General features: G+C 71.0%; 18 protein-coding genes. 5 read left to right on the plus strand and 13 right to left on the minus strand.

The window, feature by feature from the left end; all coding sequences use genetic code 11:
- The first annotated feature begins 33 nt into the window (after positions 1–33).
- The 3 genes from cas5 (at position 34) to ACFWXO_RS39550 (ending at position 4,005) form a co-directional block, all read left to right on the plus strand.
- Entirely contained in the window at positions 34–711 is a 678-nt protein-coding gene (gene cas5, locus ACFWXO_RS39540) for a CRISPR-associated protein Cas5 (RefSeq protein ID WP_380530615.1), read from the plus strand.
- 23 nt (positions 712–734) lie between these two features.
- Positions 735–3,149 carry a CRISPR-associated helicase Cas3' gene (cas3, locus tag ACFWXO_RS39545; protein WP_380530618.1) on the plus strand — a complete coding sequence of 805 codons (2,415 nt, stop codon included), beginning with the start codon at positions 735–737 and terminating at the stop codon, positions 3,147–3,149.
- 598 nt (positions 3,150–3,747) lie between these two features.
- Positions 3,748–4,005 carry a hypothetical protein gene (locus ACFWXO_RS39550; protein WP_380530621.1) on the plus strand — a complete coding sequence of 86 codons (258 nt, stop codon included), beginning with the start codon at positions 3,748–3,750 and terminating at the stop codon, positions 4,003–4,005.
- A gap of 46 nt (positions 4,006–4,051) precedes the next feature.
- On the opposite strand, the gene mobF is transcribed toward ACFWXO_RS39550, so the two are convergent.
- The gene (gene mobF, locus ACFWXO_RS39555; protein ID WP_380530624.1) at positions 4,052–9,076 is read right to left on the minus strand and encodes a MobF family relaxase; all 5,025 of its coding nucleotides are present in this window, start codon (positions 9,074–9,076) and stop codon (positions 4,052–4,054) included.
- A gap of 315 nt (positions 9,077–9,391) precedes the next feature.
- On the opposite strand from mobF, the gene ACFWXO_RS39560 reads away from it, so the two are divergent.
- On the plus strand, positions 9,392–9,841 hold the full coding sequence (locus tag ACFWXO_RS39560; protein ID WP_380530627.1) for a hypothetical protein: 450 nt from the start codon (positions 9,392–9,394) through the stop codon (positions 9,839–9,841).
- A 191-nt stretch (positions 9,842–10,032) separates the two neighbouring features.
- Positions 10,033–11,256: a hypothetical protein gene (locus tag ACFWXO_RS39565; protein WP_380530630.1), complete on the plus strand. Its 1,224-nt coding sequence runs from the start codon at positions 10,033–10,035 to the stop codon at positions 11,254–11,256.
- Positions 11,257–11,290: 34 nt separating this feature from the next.
- On the opposite strand, the gene ACFWXO_RS39570 is transcribed toward ACFWXO_RS39565, so the two are convergent.
- The 12 genes from ACFWXO_RS39570 to ACFWXO_RS39625 form a co-directional block, all read right to left on the minus strand.
- Positions 11,291–12,280, minus strand: a complete 990-nt coding sequence (locus ACFWXO_RS39570; protein ID WP_380530633.1) for a helix-turn-helix transcriptional regulator — start codon at positions 12,278–12,280, stop codon at positions 11,291–11,293.
- A gap of 186 nt (positions 12,281–12,466) precedes the next feature.
- Positions 12,467–13,672 carry a hypothetical protein gene (locus tag ACFWXO_RS39575; RefSeq protein ID WP_380530636.1) on the minus strand — a complete coding sequence of 402 codons (1,206 nt, stop codon included), beginning with the start codon at positions 13,670–13,672 and terminating at the stop codon, positions 12,467–12,469.
- A complete protein-coding gene (locus ACFWXO_RS39580; RefSeq protein WP_380530639.1) occupies positions 13,669–14,517 on the minus strand; it encodes a phosphoadenosine phosphosulfate reductase family protein in 849 nt (282 codons plus the stop codon). The genes ACFWXO_RS39575 and ACFWXO_RS39580 overlap by 4 nt, the downstream gene beginning before the upstream one ends.
- Positions 14,480–15,481 carry a DUF2637 domain-containing protein gene (locus tag ACFWXO_RS39585; RefSeq protein ID WP_380530642.1) on the minus strand — a complete coding sequence of 334 codons (1,002 nt, stop codon included), beginning with the start codon at positions 15,479–15,481 and terminating at the stop codon, positions 14,480–14,482. Before ACFWXO_RS39585 ends, ACFWXO_RS39580 begins: the two co-directional genes overlap by 38 nt.
- Positions 15,478–16,050, minus strand: a complete 573-nt coding sequence (locus ACFWXO_RS39590) for a hypothetical protein (protein WP_380530645.1) — start codon at positions 16,048–16,050, stop codon at positions 15,478–15,480. The genes ACFWXO_RS39585 and ACFWXO_RS39590 overlap by 4 nt, the downstream gene beginning before the upstream one ends.
- Before the next feature lie 86 nt (positions 16,051–16,136).
- A complete protein-coding gene (locus ACFWXO_RS39595) occupies positions 16,137–16,649 on the minus strand; it encodes a hypothetical protein (RefSeq protein WP_380530648.1) in 513 nt (170 codons plus the stop codon).
- Positions 16,650–16,924: 275 nt separating this feature from the next.
- Complete coding sequence (locus ACFWXO_RS39600; protein WP_380530650.1) at positions 16,925–17,203, minus strand: hypothetical protein; 279 nt, start codon at positions 17,201–17,203, stop codon at positions 16,925–16,927.
- A gap of 208 nt (positions 17,204–17,411) precedes the next feature.
- On the minus strand, positions 17,412–18,566 hold the full coding sequence (locus ACFWXO_RS39605; protein WP_380530652.1) for a DUF932 domain-containing protein: 1,155 nt from the start codon (positions 18,564–18,566) through the stop codon (positions 17,412–17,414).
- Between the two features lie 101 nt (positions 18,567–18,667).
- The gene (locus tag ACFWXO_RS39610) at positions 18,668–19,210 is read right to left on the minus strand and encodes a hypothetical protein (RefSeq protein WP_380530654.1); all 543 of its coding nucleotides are present in this window, start codon (positions 19,208–19,210) and stop codon (positions 18,668–18,670) included.
- Between the two features lie 62 nt (positions 19,211–19,272).
- Positions 19,273–19,722: a hypothetical protein gene (locus tag ACFWXO_RS39615; protein ID WP_380530657.1), complete on the minus strand. Its 450-nt coding sequence runs from the start codon at positions 19,720–19,722 to the stop codon at positions 19,273–19,275.
- Positions 19,723–19,972: 250 nt separating this feature from the next.
- Entirely contained in the window at positions 19,973–20,251 is a 279-nt protein-coding gene (locus ACFWXO_RS39620) for a hypothetical protein (RefSeq protein ID WP_380530660.1), read from the minus strand.
- Between the two features lie 48 nt (positions 20,252–20,299).
- Positions 20,300–20,722: a DUF2958 domain-containing protein gene (locus ACFWXO_RS39625; RefSeq protein ID WP_380530662.1), complete on the minus strand. Its 423-nt coding sequence runs from the start codon at positions 20,720–20,722 to the stop codon at positions 20,300–20,302.
- Positions 20,723–20,994: the final 272 nt, after the last annotated feature.

Here is a 20,994-nt window from a genome sequence, read left to right on the forward strand (position 1 = left end):
CGAGCACGACGCCTGGTTCGAGGACCCCGCGGCATGACGGCCGCCCCGGTCACGGCGCTGCGGGTGACGCTGACCGCGCCGGTGGTCTCCTTCCGCAACCACCTGTATGCCGGTGTGCAGGTCACTCATCCCTGCCCGCCGCCGTCCACCGTCGCCGGGATGCTCGCGGCGGCGGCCGGCGGCTGGGACGAGGTCGATGTCGGCCTGCGGTTCGCCATGGCCTTTCACGCCGCCGGGGCCGGGGTCGACCTGGAGACCTACCACCCGCTGGATGCCACTGGGAAGGCCACCACCCCGGTCCCGCGTACCCGGGAGTTCCTCGCCGACGCCACTGTGCGGCTCTGGCTGCTGGACGATGCCGAGGTATGGCGCGGCCGGTTGCGGCGGCCGGTGTGGCCGCTGCGGCTGGGCCGAAGCCAGGACCTCGTCGGAATCCGCCTCGACCACACCGTCCTCACCCCGGCCGAGGGGGAGCAGCGCGGCGCCGTCGTCCCCACGTTCCCCAAGGCCCAGGGGACGCTGCTGCGACTGCCGACAGCGGTTGCCCCGGGGCGGGAGCGGACCGTCTGGGGCGACTACCGGCACGACGCCACCGCCCGCAGCCGCACCCCGGTGCCCGGCAGCTGGTCGGATGCCGACGGCCAGGCCGTGCTGCTGCTGCCGCCGGTCCACCCCGGCGCCCACTTCACCACCACCGTCAACCCGGCCTGACCCGGCAATAGAAGGAGACAACCTTGGGCACGAGCGCCGATCCCCTGCGGACGCTGCTGGCCAAGAGCGCCCGCGGCGCCGTGCCGCCCGAGGAGCTGACGGTGCACTTGGCGGCCACCTTGGTGGCCGGGATCGAGCTCGCCCGGCGGGTCGGCCGGATTGAGGCTGCCGAGCGCGTGCTGGACGGCCGGTTCTGGCCGGCCGCCCAGCTGAGCGGGCTGTACCACGACGGCGGCAAACTCCCCGACGGCTGCCAGCAGATGCTCCTCGGCCGGGTGCGCTCCTGGGGTGAACGGCACGAGGTCGTCTCCCTGGGCTTCTTGCCGGCCCTGGTCCCGGACGAGCAGCTCCTCGGGTGGGTGGCGGCCGGTGTCGCCACCCATCACCGCGCCATGACCGGCAGCAACGGCCGCGATTTGCGCTTCCTCTACGACGGCCTGACACCGGACGAACTCGCGAAGCGGATCGGCCCGATCGACGAGAACACGGTGACGGCGCTGCTCGGCTGGCTGCACACCACCGCGGCCAGCGCCCTGCTCCCCACCACCCACAAGACCGGCACGCTGAGCAGCACCAGCCTCACCGACACGGCGCACGGCATCCTCACCGAGCTGCTGAACCGCTGGGACCGGCGGGTGGCCGCCGACATCGGCCTGGCCGCTGTCCTACTCCAAGGAGCGGTGACGGTCGCCGACCACCTCTCCTCTGCCCACGGCTGTCTCCACACCTCCCAGCCCTTCGACCACCGCTTCCGGCCCGCCCTCGAAGAGCAGATGGCCACCAAGGGCCGCGTACTGCGCGAGCACCAGCTCCGCGCGGCCGATACCAGCGGTCACCTGCTCCTGCGCGCGCCCACCGGGAGCGGCAAGACCGAGGCCGTGCTGCTCTGGGCGGCCCGCCAGGTCACCGAGCTCGCCCGGCACACGGGCGGGGTACCCAGGGTCTTCTTCACCCTGCCCTACCTCGCCTCCATCAACGCGATGGCCGACCGCTTCGCCGACCTGCTCGGCGACCCAGAGCTGGTCGGCGTCGCCCACTCCCGCGCAGCTTCCTACCACCTGGCCGCCGCCATCCACTCCACCGATAACCCCGACGAAGACGAGCAGGCCGGGCCCTGCCAGCAGAGCGAGGCCGCCAAGGCCCTGGCCCGGGCAGCGGCCACCCGCCTATTCCGCGAGAGCGTGCGAGTGGGCACCCCCTACCAGCTGCTCCGCGCCGCGCTGGCGGGCCCGGCCCACGCCGGCCTGCTCGTGGATGCCGCGAACTCGGTGTTCATCCTGGACGAGCTGCATGCCTACGACTCCCGCCGCCTCGGCTACATCCTCGCCACGGCCCGGTTGTGGGAGCGCCTGGGCGGACGGATCGCCGTCGTCTCCGCCACCCTGCCCGACGTCCTCGCCGACCTCTTCAAGGACACGCTCGCCCAGACGCCCGCGCTCGTGGACACCCCCGATCTCGGCCTGCCGGCCCGCCACCGCCTGCAGGTCCGTCAGCACCACCTCACCGACCCGGCCACCGCCAACGAGATCCGCGGCCGGCTCGACCAGGGCCAGAGCGTCCTCGTCGTCGCCAACAACGTTGCCCACGCCCTGGCCCTGTTCACCGAACTCGCCCCGCACTGCCGGGCCCTCCACGGCGACGACAGCGCCTTCCTCCTGCACTCCCGCTTCACCCGACAGGACCGCAACCGGATCGAGCAGAACATTCGCGCCCGGTTCGCCAGCGCAGCAGCTGACCGCCTCCCCGGGCTGCTGGTCGCTACCCAGGTCGTCGAGGTCAGCCTCGACCTCGACTTCGACGTCCTGTTCACCGCCGCCGCACCGTTGGAGGCCCTCCTCCAGCGGTTCGGCCGCGTCAACCGCCTCGGCGCCCGGGAGCCGGCCGACGTCATCGTCCACGTACCGGCCTGGACCCGCCGACGCAACCAGCCCGGCGAGTACGCCGACGGCATCTATCCCCGCGAACCGGTCGAGGCCGGCTGGCAGCGCCTGCTCGAACACCAGAGCCGCATCATCAGCGAGGCCGACGCGACGGGCTGGCTCAACACCATCTACGCCACCGGCTGGGGCAAGCGCTGGCACAACGAAGTTACCACCCACCGCGACATCTTCGACAGCGCCTTCCTCACCTTCCGCCGTCCCTTCGCCGATCGCACCGACCTCGCCCAGACCTTCGACGACCTCTTTGACGGCACTGAAGCCATCCTCGAACAGCACCGCGCCGCCTACACCAACGCGCTCACCCAGGGCACTGCCGCCGAAGGACGACTCGTCGCCGACCAGTACCTCATCCCCATGCCGGCCTGGGCCGCCCCACTCAGCCGCTACGAGAAGGCCCTCAACGTCCGCATCCTCGACGCCGACTACGACCCCGACCTCGGTCTCCTCGCCGTCCGCGGCCCCCACCGACACGCTTACCAGACCGGCCAGGTCGTGTAACGCTCACCGGTAGCATCAGGGCTGAGCTGCAGTGCACTCAACATCCCGCTGCAGGGGTAGCAACTCGTCAAGGTCAACCGTGACGAACCGCAGGAAGCCCTCGTCATCCCTCGGAGGGGTACCAAGGTGGGCGCGAACACACCAACCCACAGCCCCTCGGCTAGGCCCTCGTCTCATCGCCCCTGTAAGGGGTATCAACTACCACTCCCACGTGTCGAAGCCGAATGTTCCGCCGCCCTGACCTACCAGCACCTCGGTTTCCGGGCCCGGTACGCCACCGCCCAGTAGCGGGCCTGAACCGACTGGCCCCACACCGCCGAGCTCGTGCCCGCATGCCGGAGCAACACCAGCCGTTGTCTGATTTAGCGAAAGGGGCCGTCCTCCACGGAGGTGGGAGATCTTCTGGTCAACAGCGCCATCCGGATCGCCGACGCCGTCCACGTACCCGGCCCCTGCCTGCCTCGACGTCAGCGGGCTGAGGCTCGGGTCGGCTGCCGTCGAGCTGGCGCGGCCCAGCTAGCGGGCCGCCGGGCGGCGTCTGGTGCCCGCTCGAAGTTCTCAGCGTGCGCCAACCAGGCGCCGAGGGCACCGTCGAGGTATGGGTGTACTGGTGCTGTTGGAGGTTCTTGAGGGGTTCGACCCGGATGAAGCGGACCCCGCCTTCGTCCGGTCGGTCCACGCTGCGGCGAGCGATCCTGAAGTGCCGGAGGACCCGCTGCCGACGACGCTCTGTGGCGTCCGTACCGACCCGTTGGTGCACACGCACTACCGGGCCGGTTACGGGGAGCCGTGGTATCCAGCAGCGTTCGAGGACCGGCGATGCCGTGAGTGCGCGAGGGCACTTCGACGGCTCTGACCTCGGCATCGGGCCTGGGCGCCTCGGCCTCGAACGGTCATGATCGTCAGCGGATGCGCGGACCGCGCTGGTCCTGGCGAGCCTGCGGCGGCTGCTGAACTTGCTGCTGCGGCGCGGCGGGGCGCTGGACCGGGGCCTGAGCCTGACGCTGTTCGACGGGCTCGGGTTGGCGGCCGGGTACGGGCCGGGCAGCTCGGGTGGGCTGTCCGCCGCGCTGCTGGAGCTGGTCGCGGTGGGCCTGGCGCTCGGCCTGGCGGCCGGCGCGGCGGCGTTCGGCGAGGGTCGGCTGACGTCGTTCCTCGACCTGCGGCTGCTCGGACTGGGTGGCCTCGGCGGTCAGCTGGCGGCGCTCGGTGAGCACGGCGGTGACCTGCTCGGCGACGGATGGCTGGGCCAGGGCGGCGTCGTCCAGGCGCGGGATGTTGGCGAGCCAGGTGGCGCCGGTGCGGGTGGCAACGGTGCGCAGGATCTCGGCCTGGTCGGCCTCGGGAAGGGCTCGGTAGACGTCGGCGGTGAGCTGGTGACGGGCCTGCTGGTCGGTGTTCCCGGTGCTGCTCTCCGGGCCGACCGGCGCGGCGGCGGTCCGGCGGGCAGCGAGGGCTGCCGCGGTGGCCTGCCAGTAGGCGTCGTGGCCGGTACGGCCTTCCTCGATGTAAGGGCCGGCGGGCTGGATCGCGTTGTCGTCGGTGACCCGGTACTGGTCGCGGTAGGCGGCGACGACGGCGAGGTGCTGCTGCCACTGGGCGCGCTGGGTGGGGTCGGTCGGGGCTTCGCCGAGGGTCCGGCTCCACTCCGGACGGTGCTCCACGGTGCGGTCGGCGAGCACCGAGAGCCGGTTGGCGATCAGGGTGGCGCTGTCGGTGAGGTAGTCGTGGTGGAGCGGGTTCGCGGCGGTGGAGCGCGGTACGGCGCTGATCCAGGCGGGGAGGTCGGCGCGGCCGGAGGCGGCGCGGGTGTGGGCGAGCGCCTGCTGCTGGGTGTGCTGGAGCAGTTCGGGCAGGGCGGTGCGGCCGGTCACCTCGGAGAGGGCGGTCTCCGCGGTGGTGCCGGTGTTCTCGATCGCCTTGAGGTTCCAGGCGAGGGTGCGCCACAGCTCCGCTTCGGCGCGGTCGTTCTGCTGCGCGGTGGTGGCCGGTGCGGCGGTGGCGAGGTGGCGGCCGATGCGCCAGGCGAGGACCTGGCTGAGGCTGTCGGCGCCGGTGAGCGGGCGGCTCTCGGCGGCCTGGCGCAGCAGGGTGGCGGGTTCGTGGCCGGTGGTCTCGGCGCGGCGCAGGGCGGCGGTGAGGGCGGGCCAGGTGTTCTCGTTGCGGGCGCGGGTGGCGTGCGCGTCGCCGAGGACGGTGGCGGCGAGGGCCTGGTGGCGGAGGGCTTCGGGGGCCTGCTGGTGGTGCTCGGGGATGCCGTCTTCGGCCAGGGTGGTGCGGGCGGCGCGGGTCAGGGCGGTGACCGGGTCGCTCGTACTGGTGGCCTGGCTGGCGGCGGCGGTGAGCAGGTTGGTGGTGTCGCGGCCGGTGCGTTCGGCGGCGGCCAGGGCGCCGGCGAGGTGGGGCCACTGCGGGTGGGCGGTGACGCGGTCGGTGGTGGTGTTGAGCGTGGTGGCAGCCGCGGTGGCGTAGTGGTTGAGGGTGTCGGCGGGGACGTGCGGGTGCGCGTCGGCGGCCTGGGCGGCGGCGGGCGCGATGCGCAGGGCGGCCGGTTCGGCGGTCGCGGTCTCGGGGTCGAAGCGGTGGGCGGGCAGGTTGGTGAGCTGCGCGACCAGGGCGGCGTAGCGGGTGGTGTCGGCGGTGGTGGGTGCGTTGAGGTGGGCGGGGGCGGGGCGCTCGTTGGTGATGGTGTTCAGGCGCCAGGCGAGGGCCTGGGCCGGGGAGTCGGCGGTGGTCAGGTCGCCGCGCCAGGTGGCGGCGGCGAGCAGTCGCTCGGGCTGCCAGCCGCCGGCTTCGGCGGTGCGGAGCGCGCGGGTGACGGCGGTCATCGCGTCGTCGGCGGTGATCTGCTCGGCGAGGGCGGGGCCGAGAAGTCGGTGGATGAGCTGGTGGTAGTAGGGGGTGGTCAGGGTCTCGGTGGCGTGCTGGTGGCGGGGTACCAGGGTGGCCAGGGAGACGGCGTCCTCCTGGGCGTTGCGGATGGTCTCGGTGGCGGAGAGCTGGGCGCCTTCGCGGCTCAGAACGCGCTCCAGGACCTCGCGGGCGGCGAAGGAGTTGGGGTCGTTCTTGGGCTGGTCAAGCTGCTCGTCGGTGTCGAAGGGGAGGAGTTCGTGGGTGGCGGTGTAGAGGGTGGTCGTGTGGCGGGCGCGGGTGAGCTGGACGTACAGCTCCTCGCGGGTGGTGTCGTCGGTGACCAGGGGGTGGGCGGTGTCGACGGTGCCGCCCTGGGAGCGGGTGATGGTGGAGGCGTAGAGCAGCTGGACGTTGGCGGCGACGTACTCGGCGGGCAGGGTGAGGTGTCCGCGGTGTTCCATGTGGCGGACCTTGAGGGAGCCGTCCTCGTGGCGCTTGAGGATCTCCCAGGCGTCGCCGTTCTTGAGGAAGTCGCGGCCCCGGTTGGTGGTGAGCTTGCGGTCGTTCTTGCGGGTGACGATCCAGTCGCCCTTACCGGCGCGGTTGCCGTCGCGCAGCAGGACGCCGTCGGCCTCGACCTGGCCGGCGGCCACGCGGTCCTCGCGGGCGCGGGCGGACAGGGCTGTGACGTCGGTGCCGGTGCGGGCGCTGATCAGGGTGGTGCGGCCTGCGAGCATGTCGGTCTTCCAGCCGTCGTACGCGGCTTCGACCATGGCGGTGCGCGAGCCGCTGACGACCCGCTGGTTGGCGAAGTAGAAGTCCAGCCCGGCGGTGTCGCCGGTGCGGATCTTGAGGGTGGCGGCGGCCTCGGTCTTGTTGCTGAACCGGTGGAGGGTGGTGAGTTCGACGGCGCCGGCTTCGGCGGCGATCAGCCGCAGCGCGCCGCCCGCTTCGACGCTGCTGAGTTGGCGGTAGTCGCCGAGCAGGCGCACGGTCGCGCCGCGCTGATCGGCGATCTTGACGAGGTTGTCCAGGTTGAGGGTGCCCGCCATCCCGGCCTCGTCCACCAGGACGACGTCGCCCGGGTTCAGGACGAAGCCGGACCGGCTCTTGGGCACGTTCCGGCCGCTGAGCAGCTCGCCCATGTACTTACCGCCGGTGTACTCCCAGAGGAACTTGTGGAGGTTCTCGGCGGGCTGCTTGAGGTCCTTGGCGAGGACGGCGGCGGAGGCTGCGGAGGTGGCGAGCGGGACGACGCGCTGGCCGGCCTGGTTGGCGACGTGGACGTACGCCTGCATGGCGGTGGTCTTGCCGGAGCCGGCCGGGCCGAGGCCGAGGGAGACCATCCGGGTGTCCGTGATGAACGCGGTGACGAGGGCGCGCTGGCCCTCGTCGAGCGCGCGGTTTCGGGCCTCGAAGCCGTCCAGGGCGGCGCCGACGAAGGCCGGGTTCGGGCCCACAGTGACGGGGGTGAGGGCTGCGGTGACCAGGCGGCGTTCGGCGTCCAGGATGGCGGTGCTGGTGTAGCGGGTGGAGGCGTGCTGGACGAAGACGGAGTCGCCGTTGGAGCGGCGCAGTTCCTCGGGTTCGGTGAGCAGGGCGGGGGCGTCAATGCGGATGCTGTGCACCGGGGAGACGGCCTCGGTGACGATCGCCTCGACCAGTTGCTGGTGCTCGGCGGTGCTGGTGGCCGGGTGCTCCGAGCGGACCAGGCGCTCGGCGTGGGCGCGCAGGTTCCACGCGGTCCACACCGCGCGCTCCTCACCGACAGCGGTGATGACGGCGGCGGCGAGGGTGGGGATCTCGACCGGCTTCGGCTCCTCCTGTCGGACGGTGGCCGGGGTGCTCTCGGACGCGGGAACGGCCGCCATCACGCGCTGGACGATGTCCTGGCCGTGGGCGGTGGTGACGGTGTGGGTCCAGTCGGCGCGCATCTCCTCAAGGGAGCGGGGGGCCTTCTTGCCCTCGCGGGTGTCCAAGTTCGCCTGGCGGGCGAGCTGGTGGGTCATGCCGCGGGAGGGGTCGTGGCCGTGCTCGCGCCGGTACTCCCGGAGGAGCTGCTCGTAGCGGGCTTCGATCTCGGTCCTGCGGGAGGAGAAGTGGGTGATCGCCTCGACGGGGACGCCGACGATCTCGCGCACCGGCTGGCGCTTGGTGGCGGAGTCCTCACGGGCCTCGAAGGTGACGCCGAGCCGGGCGGTCAGCTCGGTCTCGAACCGCGAGTTGTAGAACTCGGAGGTGGCGACCGTCATCGCCAGGAGGCCGCGGGCGTCCAGCGAGCGCCACTTGCCGTCGATGCCCTGGATCTTGTTGGCGAGGACGACGTGGGTGTGGAGGTTGGGGTCGCCGGCCCGGGAGTCGAAGTGGTCGAACGCGACGGCGACCAGGCCCTTGGTGTCGATCTGGGCCTGGCCGGTGCTGCCGGTGCGGGTGTACGCGGCGTTCTCCTCCAGCAGCTCCAGCGCGGCGTCACGGGCGGCCTCGTGGGCTGCGCGGACGGCGGCGCGGACCTCCGGGCGCTCGTCCAGCGCCCACAACACCGCGGCGGACTTCACCGGGGCGAAGACCAGGTCGAAGCCCGCGACGGCGGCGCGCTGGCGGCGGGACTCCTCGTGCTGGACCTTCTTGATCTCGGCGCTGCTGGGGGTGCGCCGGGTCTCCTTCTCGATGACGGCCAGGCGCCGCTCGACGCGCTCGGCGAACGGGTCCAACGGCTCGTACTCGGGGTACTTGCGGCCGAGGGTGGCAGCCTTGATCGCGGCGGCCTGGACGGCCTTGAGCTGCTCATCGTTCATGTCGGCGCGCACGTTGGCGGCCAGGTGCTCGGCGATGATGCGCTGGGCGTCCGGGTGCTGGCCCAGGCCGAACAGGTGCTTCATCTGCTGCTCGGTGACGGTGGTGCCGTCGAGCTCCAGCAGGGGCGCGCCGCGGCCGAGCCAGACGCCCGCCGGGTTGCCCTTCTGGGTGTAGTACTCCTCCGCGGACTGACCCCGCTGACGCTGTACGTCGCCGCCCGCGACCTGGCGCGTCAGGTAGGTGTAGCCGTTGCCGGCGGTGAGCTTGTGGATGGTCATCAACGCGACCACCCCCAGCTTTTCCGGTTACGGATGAGGGTAGGCGCAGAAGCTATTCGAGCCGCCGATTCACCTGCCTCATCAAATGCCATGTGAGTACTTTAGCCCCGCGCAGCGGACCATGCTCAGAATATCTGCAAGAGGTGTCTGGATGACTTGTCATGGCTAGCAGATGGCCAGGTCAGAGCGCCTTCGTGGCTGCTCCGGTGATGCGCGTCTCGGTTTTCCTATCGAGACTTCTCGACGTTTATCAACGCTTATCGATAGGGAATCTACGGGGTTTATCACCTGGGGTTTTGCGGTTATGGTTCCGGCATGAGCGGACGAATTTCGGCGTCGCGGGCCAGTGCGGTTCGAGCGGCGCAGCAGGCGAAGGCAGCGCGGGACGCGGAGCGTCTCCAGCGCGAGCGGCGGGTGGAGTCGACGCTGGCCGACTTCTACGAGCAGACGGGGAGGGCGGAGCAGCTGCGGGCGAGCGCGAGCGCGCGGGCAGCGAAGGTCTTGGCAGACGCGGAGGCGGCGGCTAAGGAGCCGGAACAGAGGGCGAAGCTGGCCGTCGTGAGGCTCCAGGCTCTGGGTGAGCCGCGCGATCAGATCGCGGAGCTGACGGGGCTGCCGCTGGCGGAGGTGCGGGCGGTCCTAGCAGAGGCGGCCGGCGACAAGAAGCCGCCTGTTGACGAGGGGGGCACCTTGGCCGTTGCGTCGGTCCCGGTTGCTGGAGAGCGGCCGGAGTCATCGGGCGGCAGTGGCACCACAGCAGGGTAGAGCTCGGTCGGCTGGCAGCGTCGCAACGAGAGCCATCGGTTGGTCTCGGCGTGCTTCGACGAGGGTCCGCCAGGCAGCCGCAGAACGACGTGCGGAGATCCGAGTTGAGCGTTGCACTGCGCGGGCACTCAGAGCGTCTCTTCCTGACGAATCTGCCGTACCTGTCTGTCACGGTCGCTAGCATCGCGCTCATGGCCGTGAACGTCCTCGCGTGGTGCCTGGTGGTCTACATCGCAGACCTGCTGGTCGTGCTTATCTTCCTGTTGCCGTGGGGAGGCAGACCACGCGTTCCTGGCAGGGCTTTTGCCCTGGAGCGAAACAGGTTCGTTCGGAGGGCTGCGGCGCAACGCGCCATCCGTACGCGGGAACACTTGTTGCAAGCCGGCGTTCCAAAGTCTGGTGTGCCGAATCTAAGCGCTATGCGGCGGCGACTCGCGGGAGCGATCGCCGGCCGCATTGCGCTTGGGGCGCGCTGGACGATCCCGACGTTGGCTCTGGTCGTGTCCCTGCAGCTGAGCATCGCCGTTCACGCGTCGGTGTGGCCGCTCGCTGTGATCCTCGTGCTCATTGCCGTGACCGGATTTCTGGCTACTCTCGACAGACGGGCTTACACCCGCTCGGTCCCGCACGAGCACACCGCAATGGCGGCAGTGGCCGCGCTGGAGGCTCTCACAGCTCCTGATCTTGGTGAGGTACGCGGGAAATCGAGGGCATCGATTGTCTCGGACGCCGTGGGCCGCTTCTGCACCGCGCTGACCGTTCATGCGGAATGTGAACCGCGCCGAACAGACCCAGCCCACCGGGACCACCTTCGGGAGCGGGCCCGGCAGGTCGTCGAACGCGTTCTCGCGTTGCGGGAACAGAGCTTGTGGGGTGATCCGGAATCTCATCGACAGCTCGTGGCGATCATTGCCTCGGTCCTTCAACACGTTGCCCAGCCGACCAGTGATCCGCAGACCACTCTGAACCTTGTCGACCCCGAGCTGGTGGCCCCGGCGCACGACTGGGGCGCTGGCGGCGCAACCCTCGTCACGGCCGGGACGCCGCATCGTGGCCCACTGCTCGCGCCGAGCCTCAACCAGCGGCGCCGGGCTGAGCTAGTCGAAGCAGCTGTGCTTCTACTGGTCGCAGCGGTTGCCTACTTGGTCGCCTACATCGCCGCGCACTCCGTTCTCGAAGACATCGCTACCGCGCGGTTCAGCCCGTCCGACACAGCACAGGTGATCACTGCGATCGGTGGTGCAGTCGCAGCAGGAGCGGCAGGCGTGGCAGGAATCATCAAGGCTTGCGCCGTTTTGATTCAGGCTCGTGCTGAGATGGTGCGCGCCCGAGCTGGCCTGCCTTCCACCGAGACGGCTGGCGACGAGCAGGAGGACTCAACCGGTTCCGGTCAGCCCGAGGCGACAACCGCCTGAGCCCGCAGAGACGGCACTTGCCGGTCCGGGCTTTCTACTTCCAGAAGTTGTCGAACACCCGGGGGTCATAGCGCTTGCCGTCCTCGGTGTCGATCGTGGTCGGGACCGGCTCGCCTGCGTCCCGCGCGCGGCTGAGCCGTCGGCTGACCGCGCTGAGGGTGACTCCGTAGTGGGCGGCCAGCTCGGTCGCCGAGCGGAGGGGGCCGGCCAGCCACGCCCGGTGCTCGACGGTGCCCTTGGGGTCGTAGCCGAAGTCAAGCAGCACGGCGGCCTGTTCGGGGGTTGGCTTCCCCTTCTCGGGGAGGTAGCCGAGTTCGACGAGGACGGCGGTCTGCTCCAGGGAGAGCGGGCCCGTCTCGGGCAGGTAGCCGAGTCGCCAGAGCACCGGCAGCAGGGCAGCGGCGGGCCACACCCGTGAGCGGCCGACCTTGCCGCTGCTGAGGTCGGCGATCTCGGGGCGGCGGACCAGGGTCTTGACGGCTTCCTTGCCCCGGCCGGTGAGCCGCTCGATCATGGCGGTGGTGAGCACGTCGAGCACCGGCGTGGTGGTCGGAGCCTCGGCCGGAACCGGGACCGCGGTAGTGCCGCGCGGGCCGGTGCGGCTGGACCGCCGGCCCAGCCACGACTTGACCTCGCCCCAGTTGTAGGTGCTGAGGACATCGGCGGCCGGGAACGGGTCGTTGCTGTCCTTGTACTTCGCGGGCATCGGGCTGATCGTGGCGCGCGGGATGCCGGTTCGGTGAGCGATGTCGGTGATAGTGACCCGGTCGGTGTCGGCCCCGGGCAGCTCGGTGACGTCGACCCGCGCAGCCTGGTGGTCGCGCATCCATTGGGCGCAGGCGTCGCGCTCGAACCGCTGCTCGCCACGGTCACCGGTTCCGTCTGCTCCGGGCCACTGCGGGTCCTGGGTGAGGCGGCGGACGGTTTGCTCGGACAGGCCAGTCACGCTGGCGATGTCGGCGACGCTGAGGCGGTCGGTGGGGGCGGCGGCCAGCCGCTCGGCGAGCGTCGGGGCGGGGGCCATCAGCGGGTCTCCTTTGGGTGAGAGTTCAGGGGGACGCGCTTCCCCGGCTCGGCGTGTACTAGTTTACGTACGCGAGGTAGCGCTCCTTCGGGATCGACTTCGTGGGAGGGGGCCAGCGGCTTGCCCAGCCGATCCGCGAGGTCGGCACGGCTTCGGCCGTGCTGCTGGCCCCCGTCTTCCGTTCGGTCACGCCGCGAGGGTGACCCTGCGCCGGGCTCCGGGCGCGGCCTGGTGGTGGAGTCGGTCCCACCAGAAGCCGAACGCGGGCCTCTGCTTGTCGTGGACTCCGGCCGGTGCGAGAGCGAGCGCCATCTCGATGGCCGGGTAGCCGCTGGTGCGGGGGATGATCTCGGCCCTGGTGATGCCGTACTCGTCGGTGACGGCAGTTCCGGCGGACACCGTGCGGAGCACGAGCTGGGCGTCGTCGCGGTGCCCGGTGAACACCGTGCGGACGCTGCGCCACGCCGCGCCCTTGGCGGTGGGGTCGTCGCGGCGGGGGTGGACGATGCGGCGCACCTCGTAGACGCTCCACCGTTGCCGTCGAAGGTCCTCCTCGAACTGGGTGAGGACGTCGGTGAGTCCGTGGGTGCGGGCGAGGTCCTGGGCGGCGACGCTGCCGTAGAGCTTCGAGTGCTGGTTGAGGGCCATGGCGGTGTACTCCAGGGCGAGGGCCTGGGCACCGATGGCCGGCTCCGCGCGCCAGCGTTCGATCAGCTCGGCCCGGCCGCGGTGCCCGGCGGAGAAGGGGCAGTAGCCGCATGCGGAGCGCGACCAGGGTTCGCCGAAGCGGTCGAGCAGGTACTGCGCGCACTGGTGCCGGTCCCATCCCCAGGGGTCGATCAGCGGGTACTCGGGGCGGCGGCCGGTGGCGGTGAATCCCTCGTCGCGTTCCGCGCGGCGCAGCTCCTCGGCGGCGAAGCCGAGGGCGTGTCGGAAGGGTCGGCCGCCGAACTCGTCGGCCAGCCACTCATCGAGCACCTGGCCTTTCGCGTGCAGGCTGCACAGTCGGCGTTTGGCTGCGATCTGGGGGACGGTGCCGCTGGTGCGGAGCTCGTCGGACAGCCGCCACGGGCCTTTCATGATCAGTCGGCGCGGGGTGCGGGAGTCGTCCAGCACGGTGTACCCGCCGCTCTGACTGGTGCGGCTGATCTGGACGAAGCGCGTGCCGGTGTCGCGCAGCAGCGGCAGCACGTGGTTCTCGTTGAGGCGCCGGGTGACGTCCGGCTCGTCGCCGGTCATCGCGGTGAGCACGGTCAACTTGTCGAGCGGGAAGGTGCGGGTGGCCGGCTCGGTGAGCCAGCGGGTGAGGACGGCGGCGCTGTCCAGGCCCATCCCGTAGCTCAGCACGATGGGCATCTCGGTGTCGGCCCCTACAGGGGCGGTGCGGTTCATGCGGCGCAGCCCTCCGTACGGCGCCAGAGCGTACGGGTTGGCGTCCCGCAGGGGCGCAGGGCCCGTACGGGGTCGTCGTCCGTACGCTCGGCGGCATCGATGATCTCGGCCATGGAGAGGTCGCGGCGGAAGGGCTGGCGGATCTCGTCCTCGACCAGGGCGTAGTCGAGTGCGGTGTCCGGTGCCATCCGTGCGGCCGTAATGAGGTGGGCGCGTCCGGCGAACGGGCACAGGCGGCAGCTCAGACGGGGCAGGTGCTGGTAGACGGGGTGGGGCGGGATGCCGCTGGCCCGTACGGTCTTCCACACGTCGTCGGTGCTGAGCTGGTGGATGGGCAGCCATGTGGTGATCTGGCGTCGTCCGGAGCTGGCCGCCCGGTCCAGGGCGATGGCGGGGCGGCGGGCCCGTACGGTGCTCTCGTCGGCGCGTAGGCCGAGTTCGGTGACGATGTGCGCGGGTCGGCCGGTGATGCCGAGTCGGGTGGTCAGCTCGGTGTAGAACTTCCTGGCCACGTCCCGTTTGAGGTAACTGCGGCAGAAGGGGGTGCCGGGCCCAGGCCAACGGCCGCGGGCCCGGACGAGGTCGAGCAGGCCGCCGAGTTCGCGGCGGCGGACCTCGAAGGGCAGTCCGTACGCGGCGGCCTGCTCGCTGGCGAGGGCGGGTACTCCGTCCCACTCGGCGTCGCCGAGGTCGAGGTGGAGCACGACGGTGCGCTCCAACATCTCCTCTGTGGCGGTGGTCGCCCACAGGTGGAGCATCGCGGCGCTGTCCTTGCCCGCGCTGTTGTTCAGTACGTATGCGTCGGCGTCACGCAGCTGCGGCGGTATGTGGAGGGTGGTGCTCACGGGCGGGTTCCTTGTACGGGTTCGGTGCGGGCTGGGAGGTGGGGGGTACGGGCTGGTCATCGGCGTCGCGGGGCGTACGGACCGGGTGGAGGAGCTGCGGCTCGCCCGTGCGGGCGGCGGCCTCTTCGGGGGCGGCAGGTTCCGTACGGCCTCGGTGGAGCGTGCGGGCTTCGCCCACACGCTTCTCGCACCAGGACCGGCCCCAGCCGGTCGTACGGATCAACTCGTCGTAGTCGGGTTTCCAGTTCGGGTCGGCCGTCATCGCGGCGAGCAGCTCGGTCATGACGTGCAGCCGACTCGGGCGCTGCCGGAGCGGCTGTTCCGGGTCGGTCTGCTCGTCTTCGGCGGGCTCGTCCTCGATGTCCGGTTCGGCCGCCTCCGGCTGCTGGGGCTCGTCGGCCGGCGCTGGGCCAGACCGCTGCGCGGCGGCCGCGGGGCTGTCGTCGGCGCCGGTCTCTTCGGCGGGGTCGGCGGGCGGGCCGCAGGTTGCGAAGGGTGGCGCCTCTGGAGCCGGCCGGGCCGAGGAGCGGGACTCGATGATTCCGGCGGCGGCCAGGAACGCGACGGCGGGCCAGGCGGCCATCACGTACCCCCACGGGGTGGGCTGGGCGACGGCGAGGTTGGCAGCGAGGCTCATGCTGACGCCGAGGACCAGGACGGCGCGGGGCCAGCGGGCGGGGTGTCCGTGGCGTTTGCGGCGGCGGAGTTCGGAGACGGCGCCCAGGGCCATCAGTTCGACGGAGACGGCGATGGCGTAGGCCACCCATCCGGCCTGGCCCGATCTGCTGGCGGTCTGGACGACGTGCTTGAAGCTGACCGCGAACGCGGCGACTCCGAGGACGCCGACGACGATGTCGGCGGTGAGCGCGTCGCCGTCGCGCGGGAGTTGGAGTCGGGTGGGTGTGGACTCTGCGGGCGCGGTGTCGCGGACCGCCGTGTCGTCGGGGTGGTTTGGGGTGGTCACGTGGTGCTGGTCTTCCGGGTTCGTGGGAGGTCGTCGCGGCCCGGTTGCCCTCCGGGCCGCGTCGGGTGTTGAACCCGGGGGGGGTGGTGGGAGCGGTGGTGGGGGAGGTGGCGGTTTCGGGGTTCGTGGAGGTTTGCCATTAGCGTGCTGCGGGTGGTCCAGCCGCACGTGCATGTGGCGGTGGAGTACGCCCGTCCGGGGCACCGCTCGGTGAGCGGCTTGCCCGCGCTGGTGTGCCTGTGGGTGGGCGGGCAGTCGGTGCCGTCCGCGTGGTGATCGGTGCGGGGCGCGCGGGGCTTGGCCGCGGGGCCTGTGTCCTTCGGCTGGCTGGCGGAGAGGGGGCCGGGCTGACCGCTGGTGCCGGTGCGGCTGAGGCGCTCTTGCTCGGCGTCCCACTCGGCTTCGGTGTGGGCGTCCCCGACCACCACGGGCTCGGCGTGGTCGAACCAGGTCTCCCAGTCGCCCGTGACGATGCGATCGGCTTCGGCTTGAGCAGCTTCGGGGGTGGGGGCGAGGACGGGCACCATGTGCACGGTGATGACGTCGACGGGGACGATGTATGTCGGCATGCTGCTGGTCTCCTGGACAGTTGGGGGCTTGGGGCTGGCCGGGCTCGGCGCGGCCGGGACGTTGCCGGGCTGAGCCCGGAGTGGGCTCAGGACTCGGAGGCGCCTGTCAGGGGCTCCCAGCTGGTGCCGTTCCAGAATTCGGTGACGGCGCCGGGGGTCAGCGGTTGGCCGAGGGCTTCGCGGAGCCGCTTTCGGCCGGCGGCGGTGTCAGGTATCGCGGCGGTGCCGGTGATGCGGGTGCCGTCCGCGGTGACCTCGCGCAGCATCGTGCGGCCGTTGCGCAGCTGGGCCCGGAGGGAGCGGGCGACGTTGTACTCCTCGATCAGCAGGTCGAGCAGCAGCGACAAGTTGACGGGCTTGCCGTCGAGGCGGCAGGCGTCGGCGAAGCTCGCGAAGTCCGCCGTGTCGAAGTCGCCGTGCGGCACGAACTCCGTGAGGTCGCCGTCACCGTAGTTCTGGGCGGTGCCGATCTCGCGGTGGCCGTGGCTGATGGTGGCCAGGAACGGCGTTCCGCGCAGCAGTATCAACTCGCGGCAGGCGGTGACCTCGTAGCGGGGCTGGTCGGGGGTCTGGAGCCCGGTGTGGGGCAGGGTCGGCACGGTGTGGTTCTCCTGGTGGTACGAAGGGTGAAGGTGGGCAGCAGGGGAGCGGCGGGAGGGGTTGGGCCGAGGTGCGGGGTCGATCCCCGCAGCTCGGCGCCCCGGGCCGGGGGCCGGCTGGCCACGGGCGGCAGAGGCCGGCGGGCGGTGCGGCGTTTGGTGCTGCGGTGGGAAAGCGGCGGGAGGGGTTGGGCCGAGGTGCGGGGTCGATCCCCGCTCCTCGGCGCTCCCGGCCGGAGGGCCGCCCAGCGTCACGCTCGGCGGCGGTTGCCCGGTTAACCGGGCTGGTCGGCCTCGGGCTCGGACTCGGTGTCCGTCATCTCGCTGATGACCTTCTCGATGCCGATGGTCGTCCGGTGCAGCTGGTCACGGGCCTCGGCGGCGCGGTCGCCGCACAGCTCGAAGTAGCGGACTTCGTCGCGCGGTTCGACGGGGAAGCCGTCGCGGAACGGGTCGTAGGTCGGGAGAGCTGCGCGCAGCTTGTCCTCCCACTCCTCTTCGAAGGTGGTGACCTCGGCGACCAGATTGCGCAGGCGGTCGACGGTGGTGTTCATGGTGGGGTCTCCCTCGGGCGCACTGGGCTGTGGCTGCTGGTCTGTGACGGGCCGCCCGGCCTTTGGGGCCGGGGGGCGGGGGGGGGACAGCGCGGCGGCCCCCGCCCAGGCGCGGGAGGCCCGCGCATGGAGTTGGGGGGGCGCCGGGGCGGCGGGCGGGGGGCGGGGGCGGGCCCCCCCGGGGGGGGGCGCGGGGCGCGCGGGGCGGTCACAGCGAGGCGGCCAGCTCCATGGCGCGGATGCCGAGCGATTCGAGTTCGTGGGCCTCGTCGGCGTCGGGCAGGGTCTGGGCGACGGAGGTCACGGCGTGCATGACGCCACCGGCGGACAGGTCGGCGCCCCGAATGAAGTGGGAGAACACGTCGGCCCGAACCGCCTCGGAGAATCGGAGGCGCTGGCTGACGGTGGTGATCGCCTTCTCGGGGTCCGCGATCCGGGCTACGGCCTTGTCCTCGATGTCACGAATCTGCCGGAGGATGTAGTCACGGTCGAGGAAGGTTCGGACGGCGTCGGCGGTCTTGGCGGTGACCAGGTCGAGGGTGCGGTCCTGGGTGTTGCCGCTCCACTGGATCACGCCGTCCTCCTGGCGTCCGCCGATGTGCACGGACTTCATGGCGTCCTTGGTGATGGTCATGCCGTTGTCGCAGACCTGGACGACCAGCCGGGGGACGATCGTGAACGCCCCGCACCCCGTCTCCGAGTTGGAGATCTCGAACCCGGCGAAGACGGTCGGGTTGTCGCTGCCGCGCGCCTCGGTGAACGGGGAGCGGTAGTTGCGCAGCAGCTCCGGGGCGTAGGCGCGGACTTCGTCGGCGACAACCCGGACGTACATCTTCTGGTCGGTGAGGTCGCAGCTGTCCAGGCGGACCTGAACACCCGCGTCGTAGACGCCCCGGAGCGCGGCGGTCAGGATGTCCAGGTTGTCGATGATCCGGTAGCTCGCGCTCAGGAACGCGCGGGCCGTACCGGTGTCCTCCCCCTGGCCGGGCCGGAGCGTACGGATCATGTAGCTCTTGGCCTCGCGGCTCTCGTGCGTGAGCCAGCCGTTGACGTTCTGGTCCCACAGCTCCGGGGCCTCGACCCGGGTCTTGCGCAGGTAGCCGACCGGGATGCCCAGCTTCTCGGCCAGCCCCGACTCGGCGACGCCGGTGAGGCGGAGTTCGGCGGCCTTGCGGGTGACTCCGTCCGGGGTGATGTCGTAGTCGTAGTCCGCGCCGTTGACGATCAGTCGACCGCCTTCGGCACGGATGCTCTGCGCCGGGGTGATGATGTCGGCCTTGCGGGGCTGCTGCTCCCGCAGGATGTCCACGATCTCGCGCAGACTGGCGTTACGGGTGGAGGTCTTGGCCAGGGAGATGGTCATGTACGAGGTCCCTTCACACGGGTTCGGTTCGTGGGCGTCAGCCGGGGTTGCCCTCCCCGACCAACAAGACAAGAATACCTCAACGAGGGTTTTTGGTCAAGTCACTGGTTATGCGGATGCCCGGCTGCCGCGTCCGCTTCGTCCGACAGCTCGCGGAAGTTGGACACGGTGACGACCTTCGACCAGCGGCGGGCGCAGGCGATGGCGCCCCCTGCGCTCGAAGCCCACGCGGCCGTCGCGCGCAGGTCGGGCCGCACTGGGAGTTCGGGGCTGATCACGTAGTGCGCGCCGGGCAGGTAGGCATCCCTCCAAGCCCTGGCGATGGTGTCGAGACCGCAGACGAATGACAGGCGCACCTGCCACGGGACAACGACCCTGCCGCCCTCGCGTACGGCCGCAAGCCTGGCCTCGGCACCTGCCAGGAAGGCGTCTAGCGCGACCAGCGCGTGGCACGCCTGCTCCCAGTCAGCGATGTCTAGCACCGGAACGGGAGGCAGCTCCGCCAGTTCCTCCGGGGCCACCTCCCGGACGACGGCAGCGGCAGCGTCGAAGCGAGAGCCGATGCAGGACAGGGCTGCGAGGACTTCGCGAGAGCGGGCCAGGCGGTCCACAGTCAGGTCATGGTGAACGTCGATGATCTTCATACGTCTTCCTTCGGGAGCGAGGGCGGAGCCCGGACCGGCGGCTCGCCGGGCCGGATGGTAGATCAGCGCCGAAGGCCGGATGCCCAGAGCAGACCCGCGAAGCTGCGGGCGACGTCTGCGAGATCGTCACTGCCCCGGGTCCACGTGGGCACCCTCTCGTCGCGGACCTGCGCGGCGGGTTCGGCGTAGATCGCTCCGCGATAGAGGGTGTACTCCTCGCCGGACGCAGGGATTCGCAGCTCCCAGGTTCCGAGCTCCTGGCACATGATCTGGACGGCGTAGGTCCGGGCACCGTGGACGATCACGACCGTCCGGGGCGCGCGGGGGACACCCATCTCGGTAAGCATGTGGTCGAGTTCGACGGCGGCGGCCAGGCGCTCGGCGAAGGGGAGTTCGGTGATCGCCTCGGGGGTGAGCCAGCACCAGGCACAGCCGGGGCCCTCGGCGTGGCCGCACTCGGCCCGCTTCTCGTCGTTGATCTCGCGCAGGCGGACCAGGTCGATCGTGGTCACGTGGCACCTTTCGGTCGGCTCTTCGTGGGTCGCTGGCCGGGGTTGCCCTCCCTGACCAACAATACAAGAATACCTCAAAGAGGGTTTTTGGTCAATCATGAAGGCAGGGTCCGCCGCCCGGGAAAGCCGGATGACAGACCGTCAGATTTGAGGGCGCACCTCCCCCTGGCCAGAAAAACAGCCGCGCCGAAGGCGCGCCCGAACCCCGCCGCCCCCGGCGGCGACCACCACCACCGCCGGGGAACTGGACTCAGAAGGGGGCGAGTTCGGCGAGCCGCTCGTAGGCGGCTTCCTCGCGGTACCGCAGGTACGCGTTGTAGGTGAGTTCTTGGCGGTCACCCTGAACACCCGTGACGTCGGCAAGGTGGAGCAATGCGGTGATCAGGTCGCGGACGACCACGGATACGCCCTCGGGCATGGTGGGTTCGCACCGGTAGGTGCCGGGGGTGGCGGCGGTGAACGCATGGGTGGCGAGCAGCGCGCGGGCCGCTTCGTCGGCGGCGGTGCGCTCGGGGCCAAGGCTGGGCATGACGGGGCTCCTCGGTTCGACCGGACTCGAAGGGGTGAACAGGCGGACCTAGGAGGCGATGGCGGGGATGTCGGCGGCGCGGGTCGGGGTGAAGTGGAGATCCCGTTCGACCATGATCGGGAGCGCCAGGGCGCCGGGTCGAGCGGCGGGGGTGAGGTAGAGCTCTTCCAGTTCGACCAGGTGGATGTAACCCCACTCGCCCTCCGGGTAGTTGACCCGCGCCCAGCCGAAGGCGAGGCCGCTGGACGGGTCCACTTCGGCGATGTACCAGTCCGATCCGCCGGTGAAGTAGTGGAGGTGGCAGACCTTCTGCTCGAACGGCTGGCCGTCCGTGGCGTACAGCTCCGGGATCTTGGCGAGGTCGGCGAACGGCGGGTAGAACTCGTGCCCCCTGGCCTGCCGGTTCTGCTCCGGCATCGCCCCCCAGGACCACGTCCCGGGTTCGACGTTCATGCTGTTCAGCTCGGTCATGCGCTGCCTCTCGACGGGGAGTTCTTCGTGGGCTGCTGGTCGGGGTTGCCCTCCCTGACCAACAAGATAAGAATACCTCAAAGGGGGTTTTTAGTCAATCATGAAGGCAGGGTTCGCCGCCCGGGAAAGCCGGGTGACAGACCATCAGATTCGAGGGCGCACCTCCCCCGTCCCCCTGATAGCTGCCTGGGGTCCGGGGCAAAGAGGCCGTCCGGGTCAAGGGCCGGCCGCAGGCCGGTGGCGAAGCCACGCGCAGCGCCGTTGAGGCGGGC

The sequence above is a fragment of the Kitasatospora sp. NPDC059088 genome, from assembly GCF_042738155.1.
Classification (GTDB): Bacteria; Actinomycetota; Actinomycetes; order Streptomycetales; family Streptomycetaceae; genus Kitasatospora.